The sequence below is a fragment of the Microbulbifer epialgicus genome (assembly GCF_041447265.1).
GTDB lineage: Bacteria > Pseudomonadota > Gammaproteobacteria > Pseudomonadales > Cellvibrionaceae > Microbulbifer > Microbulbifer epialgicus.
Map to the genome: position 1 here is coordinate 1 of NZ_JBGMEK010000135.1, position 6,502 is coordinate 6,502.

At 39.8% G+C, this 6,502-nt stretch carries 3 protein-coding genes and 2 pseudogenes; 1 reads left to right on the forward strand and 4 read right to left on the reverse strand.

Annotated features, from left to right (window positions below; translation table 11 throughout):
• Nucleotides 1-346: 346 nt before the first annotated feature.
• Nucleotides 347-2,692 (reverse strand): hypothetical protein, encoded by a 2,346-nt coding sequence (locus tag ACCI49_RS23015; RefSeq protein ID WP_371841580.1) that lies wholly within the window; start codon nucleotides 2,690-2,692, stop codon nucleotides 347-349.
• Nucleotides 2,693-3,207: 515 nt separating this feature from the next.
• On the opposite strand from ACCI49_RS23015, the gene pdxR reads away from it, so the two are divergent.
• Nucleotides 3,208-4,665: a MocR-like pyridoxine biosynthesis transcription factor PdxR gene (gene pdxR, locus ACCI49_RS23020; RefSeq protein ID WP_371841581.1), complete on the forward strand. Its 1,458-nt coding sequence runs from the start codon at nucleotides 3,208-3,210 to the stop codon at nucleotides 4,663-4,665.
• A gap of 197 nt (nucleotides 4,666-4,862) precedes the next feature.
• Here the strand turns inward: pdxR and tnpA are convergent.
• The 3 genes and pseudogenes from tnpA to ACCI49_RS23035 form a co-directional block, all read right to left on the reverse strand.
• Nucleotides 4,863-5,227, reverse strand: a pseudogene (tnpA, locus tag ACCI49_RS23025) (IS200/IS605 family transposase); the annotation flags it as partial.
• A 637-nt stretch (nucleotides 5,228-5,864) separates the two neighbouring features.
• On the reverse strand, nucleotides 5,865-6,104 hold the full coding sequence (locus tag ACCI49_RS23030) for an SGNH/GDSL hydrolase family protein (protein WP_371841582.1): 240 nt from the start codon (nucleotides 6,102-6,104) through the stop codon (nucleotides 5,865-5,867).
• Between the two features lie 235 nt (nucleotides 6,105-6,339).
• A pseudogene (locus tag ACCI49_RS23035) lies at nucleotides 6,340-6,502 on the reverse strand (IS5/IS1182 family transposase); the annotation flags it as partial.

Consider the following 6,502-nt stretch of genomic DNA (forward strand, 5'->3'; position numbering starts at 1 on the left):
ACACTGTCACAACTGACGATCCACTTTCCAGATCGCTTGGAAAAATACATCAGCTTATGAGGCTATTTGGCTGATACAGAGTTTTGAACATCCTCCTCAGTGCCCCAAATAACACTTTCTTTCGATACTTGGGCACAAATACCACGTGGTACCTGCGATAATGTTTCACGTGAGCTTGGCATTGCCAATCTCGCATATGGCCTCCTTATAGAACTTGCCGGTTCATGGAGGCCATATTTTTACTCTGCACGCCGGAACGGCAGAGCCTTGTCAAGTCTCACCGCCAGAGGCGGCGGTTTACTATGTGTTAATTAAGGCGCCAATTTAAATCAGCGCCTTAACGAGTCTATTTATCAGCCATCCTTATCCAATTTATCGAAGCACTATCAGCACAATCCAATTGTGCAACAATTGCTCTACCTCCTGATGCATCATGTGCCCTCAAGCACTGCCCAGTACCTCTATTTCGAACCTTATAGGTACCATCTTGATAAGGACCATAAAAATCCCAAGTAGTGTATTCTGACACTTCCTGACTTGGCATCAAGCTATCTCCCCCAAATCCCAACCCAATATCCTTCATGTAGGTTCCAGCAGAGACATCTTTAATTAAGTACCCACCATCATGCTCATAAAGAACTGTAGAAGAAAGTGGTCCACAGGCTCCCATCTGATATCCTTGAGTATAGTGACGGGATAAGCACCACCCGAGCGTCGATATACCAGACTTCACGGAAAGATCAATATAATCACCTGTAGGGATATGAACTGTATCAAGTTTCCATATTTCCGATCCAGCCCCACTATCACATGTCTCCGCAATTAACCCTGTGCCATTACTCGCCAGACATTTGTCCGTAGATTTATTACGAAGTTCAAATAGGCCATTATGGTCTGAATCAACAAAATACCATGTAGCCACATGACCAAGGCCTGTTAGAATGTCTATTCCCCAATCTCTATCTTTTAAGTTTTGGCCAGTATATACATTAGTTACTAGATACCCACCATTATATTCAATTATATGAAATTCATATCGATTTTCATCACAAGCAGCGCCCACACAGACATTTGACTCCACGTCACGCAAGCGAACAAATAGCCCTGAAGAATTTGGGGTAGGGATAGTGCCACCTCCAATATCCCAAACTTGACTATTAGCATCACATCCTGCTACCGCAAGTCTTAAGGAATCATCAACTATCAAACAGTTGTTAGTATATTTATTACGAATTTCAGATAATCCAAGACTATTTTGCGTCGAGACATACCAAGTAGCTACGGCCCCCTCGCCTTCAAGATAAGTCAAACCTATACCAGCTCCTTTATCTTTAAAGTTTCTATTTTCTCCTGGGTGCGAAATTAAATATCCATCCTGATAAGGCCGAAAAACAAATACACTTTCACCTGTATCACAATAAGCATTTACAATTCCATAGTAATCGACACATAAGTTACTTGGTCCATGCTTTAGCCTAACGGAATTGTAAGTTTCTGGGTGAATCACCCTATTTAAAGCGTTAAATTGAGGCTCGATTAAATTACTTAAATCCCATGTATCTACTATAAAGGCCATATCAAGAAGCATTCGCTTTGTTTCTTCGCCCTCGGAGAATACTGAATCTGTTCGGATTGATTCGGTAAGATAGGAATTACGACTTGATTCACAGTCGTTTGGATCTAACTCTCGGCCAGTATATTCATCCCTGAATTTACCATCCTTACATTGCGTAATAAGAGACTCTCGATATTTTGTAAGTCTGGAGTTGGCAAAGTCGACAGATGTTGAGATTAGACCTGAAGCAAACGGAGTTTCATTGATATTAATCCCTACAGCTTTTAACACCTCACCGTAGGTTCCGCTCTTATTTTGATCAAGTACATTTTGATATGTATGGAATGAAGAATACCCCAAGTCACAATTTTTACTATCACTATCCGGCCTAGTAAGCCAATCAAGAATACCCCCTCCCTGATCCTCATTATTATATATGGATAATAAGATTGAGTATGGCACCTGCTCGTCAACATCCAACCCATTCCAGTAGGGAAAAGCATCTAGACTATAGCAATAACGATCAAATTCTGCCCTATGCAGATATTCCATTTGAATGGCAGTAATAAAACCAGGTATTATCTCGGTTATTCCATCATATGTTCCATTTGTTGTAGTACCGTCATCGATCTCCTTTAAACGATCTAATATTCTCACTCCGATCTTTGTTGCCAATTCATTAAATTCATTCGCAGCGGTAAGGTGGTAGCTAGGTCTACCCGCCTTAATGTTTAACTTTGCTGCGTCGATAATTGACTTCAAATCAGCTAGCTCATCCGTTAAGAACTTTCCTTCTATGGCATTAATTCTTTCATTGAACTCTTCCAGGCAACTTACAATTTCAGGATCACTTCCGTTACTACCTTCTTCTACAATACCACCTTTCACCGCACTGTATACAAACGGATATAAGGTCCTTAACGTTCCAGAAACATCTGCTTGTGCTAAGGCAGTAGTTATCGCATTGTTTGCAAGAAGAATTGCGACACTTTCTATATCATAAGATACCGCTGAAGTTGCAGGTCTCGATGCATAATCATAACATGCACCCGTGAGTGGCGAAGCCTCTGCTTGTGAGAATACAAATCCCATCATAAGGCTTAGGCATACCCCAGCACTTTTTAACTTTGTAATCATGATACCCTCTAATCATGGTTATAATATAACTTAAGATCAACCTATAATATTAAGCTTTAAAATAAAGCACTTTTAACTAATACCCTCCCCTTAGAGCTTTTACAAGGTAAACCCGCAATTAAATTAGAGCCTCCAAGAAATACAGACCCTATCGAATACCTCACTGTAAGAATATTCCCTTCAAACCTCCCAAATAAGAAAAAACACTCTTCATCTCTAATTTTACTTGCCCAGCTAAAAAAATATATATCCAGTTTGGAAAAATTTATATTGCCAGTTGGGAATTTGAAAATTGACCACTTTAAAAAAATTTTCACACAACCAGAATAGAAATAATCCCAATTATAGTTCGCTGGGGGTTTCCTGGACCCAAAAGATAAACTTTCTATATTTGTGACATGAATCATAGATTGCAAACTCCAGATAAGGTATAAAAATGTTCGCATGAGTCCTAATGCGGACCAAACCTATGAATTAATAAAATATTATTCCAATTGATATGCAAGGAATCAGTAGTGATATCAATAGATTTTGATGACTTAATAATAGATAAAAACAAACCATTACAAAATCAAATATATGAAAACCTATTATCTAGAATAATGAATGGTAGATTAGTAGCGGGGGCAAAGTTACCTTCATCAAGAAACATGTCAGAATCCTTAAATGTAAGTCGTATTACGGTTACACAAGCCATCGAAAAACTTAAAAAAGAAGGATTGCTCACCAGTAGGGCTGGCCAAGGCGTATTTGTATCAAAAAAAATCCCCACCAAAACGGAAATAAATAAATCATGTGTAAAAATGAAAAATAACAGTAATACTATTTACTCCTTACCTGGTTTATCTATATATGGCGAGTCTATAAATAAAGTATGTCTATTGAAAAACGGCTGGCCTAAGTCTCCGCCCTTTTCGCCTGGATTACCTGATTTAAAAGAGTTTCCGTTCAAAATATGGAGTAAGTTATTACGTCAAAATTTGGACAGAATGCCAGCATCTGAATACTGTGACGCGAGTGGCTACCTTCCACTTAAAAAATGCCTGTCAAATTATTTGTCTAATTTTCGAGGTGTCACCTGTACCCCGGGTCAAGTCATTATAACAAACGGTGCTTTGGAGGCATTAAACATATGCATTAGAGTTACCTTAAATCAGGGTGACTCTGTATTTATGGAAAACCCTGGATATAGACGCGCGAAATATGCATTTGATTCGATAAACGCTGACTTACATTTAATTCAATTGGTGAATGGGCATTTGAATGTTGACTATTTACTTAAACGTAAAAAATCAGCGAAATTGCTTTATACTACACCAACCAATCAATATCCAATGGGCGGAGTAATATCTACCAAAGAACGATTAAAATTGCTTGGGTGGGCTGAACAATCTAACACATGGATATTAGAGGATGATTATGACAGTGGGTTTTTATTTGAGAATAAACCAATATCAGCGCTGCAAGGCTTTAAGAAAAATTCACCGATAGTATATACAGGTAGTTTTAGTAAAACTCTTATGCCCAGGTTACGTGTAGGTTATCTCGTTGTACCTGAACAAGTAGCGCCAGCTTTTATTAACGCAAAAAGTCAACTGTCCGGTCCTAATAATCTACTTGGCCAAGCCGTTATATCAGATTTTATCGATGAAGGGCATTTCGCACGCCATATACGTAGAATGCGAAGGAACTATCAAGAAAAATGGGCACATTTTTGTAGCCTCCTACGAGAGAATTTAGAACCAAATGTAAAATTGATATCAAATGGTGTAAGCATGCACGTTATTCTTGATATACCTGAATATGATGATGTGACGCTCTCTGAGAAACTAATATATAAAGGTTTTGGTAGCACGCCCCTGTCAGCCTTTTACCACGGCAAAGAAAAAAAAACCGGCTTGGTACTTGGCTTTGCTAACACATCATCTCAGCAACGCGAAGCTTTAGTAGAGTATTTAAAAACCCTTTTGTGAAATTCGGAGTAGGTTTTTTCTCAAATATCAACCTGCATTTTATTTATTAAATTTAATGTAGTGTTGGCAAACAATCAGTAACCACTCGCATAGCGGGTGGCATGATGAAAGCCCCCTGAGGGGGCTAGTTACAACCCCGCCAGTTGCATCTGCTCTTGACAACGCTCTTCAACCTCTTGACTCTTAATGTAGTCTCAAATCATCTGCTCGTCGAACCCTACTATACTCACGTAGTAGCCCCGAGCCCAAAAATGTCTTCCTGTATAATTTCTCTGTACATGCTTGTACTTTCAAAATATCTGAACCGCAGACTTCCCTTTCAGAAATCCAAGCGTATTGGAAACACTGAACTTCGGAGAATTCATTAACAACATATGAATGTGATCCCTCATTGTGTACCCTTCGACCAACTCAATGCCCTTTTGACGGTATAAGCCTCGAAATATGCTCCAATCTCCCACCTCAGTACCCCAAATAACACTTTCTTTCGATACTAGGGCACAAATACCACGTGGTACCTGCAACAATGCTTCACGTGAGCTTGGCATTGCCAATCTCGCATATGGCCTCCTTATAGAACTTACCGGTTCAAGGAGGTCATATTTTTACTCTGCACGCCGGAACGGCAGAGCCTTGTCAAGTCGCACCGCCAGAGGCGGTGGTTTACCTATGTGTTAATTAAGCTACTTTTTTCTATTTCGAGGCTGCTTCATCACTCGCAATCGGCTATTCTCGCACACTCATGTAGTAAAAAGACGAGTAGTTGTGAACCAATTCAAATCAGAGTTGACCGACGACCAGTGGAAATTAATTGAACCTTGCCTTCCCCAGATAATCGAGGTAGAACTATTCCAGTTTCCTAACCAGGAAAACCCAAAAGATAATTTTGAATACTGGAAGACCGGCATATTCCATTTTTTGCGTGCAGGACCCAAATCTTGAAGAGCTAGCTGAACGGCTAGTCGCTGCCGATGGTAAAAAGCGCATACCTAAGCCCAGATAGAACACCTGGGAGAGAAACCCTGTCGCATGATTTATATGGAAGACCCCTTCGGAAATATTCTAGAATTATACAGCCACAGCTACTAGCTGATCTATAGTAGCGGTGCTACACCTGATATCGGAAATCTAAAGAGCTTGAGTTAGACAATGGCAGCGGAGATTTCCCCGGTGCCCTCTACTATTTGGGAAGTACACCTCTAGGGCCAGCTTAAGACCTTTATTTTCTGTAGGTAATCGGCAACTTTCTGGACAAGAATGGAATACTGGTCTCCATCGAGATGAATACCATCAATTTCGCTAACCTTAATTAAGGTGTTGGCATCCAGGAAGTGGACACCAAGCTCCCGAGATACTTTTTCTAATTCTGCTGGAAAATCCTTACAACGTTGCTCAGCCTCCACAAATTTATGGCTGATAATACCTTTGGGGTTATTCATAGCCAATGGCGAAATAATCAATATATTAGGAATCGACACCTCGGGCACAATGGGTGCTTGCCTGATTACTGATATCAGGGCATCTCTATAAATTCGGAGATAAATTTACGAACTATTGGACTGCTATTTTATGGTTGAGTTTTAGTTGTAAAACTGAGCTTATTAAATAAATATTGGTAGTTAGTGTATTTTATAGTAATTCTAAGTAAAATTCATAGCCATTTTATCCCACTCTTCATGCTGCGGGCGCAATTCGACTGTATAAACTGACAAATCGACGCATGTTGTAAACCAAATTCATCATGCCAACCTTAACATTGGCGCGCGCAAGTCCAATAGTTCGAACGAACATTCCTCCCTGTTCATTTTCCATAGAACCAAATACATGCTCAACTCTG

Coding starts and splice junctions, on each gene's coding strand:
- ACCI49_RS23030 (WP_371841582.1), bottom strand. CDS start 6,104: ATGAATAACCCCAAAGGTATTATCAGCCATAAATTTGTGGAGGCTGAG.
- ACCI49_RS23015 (WP_371841580.1), bottom strand. CDS start 2,692: ATGATTACAAAGTTAAAAAGTGCTGGGGTATGCCTAAGCCTTATGATG.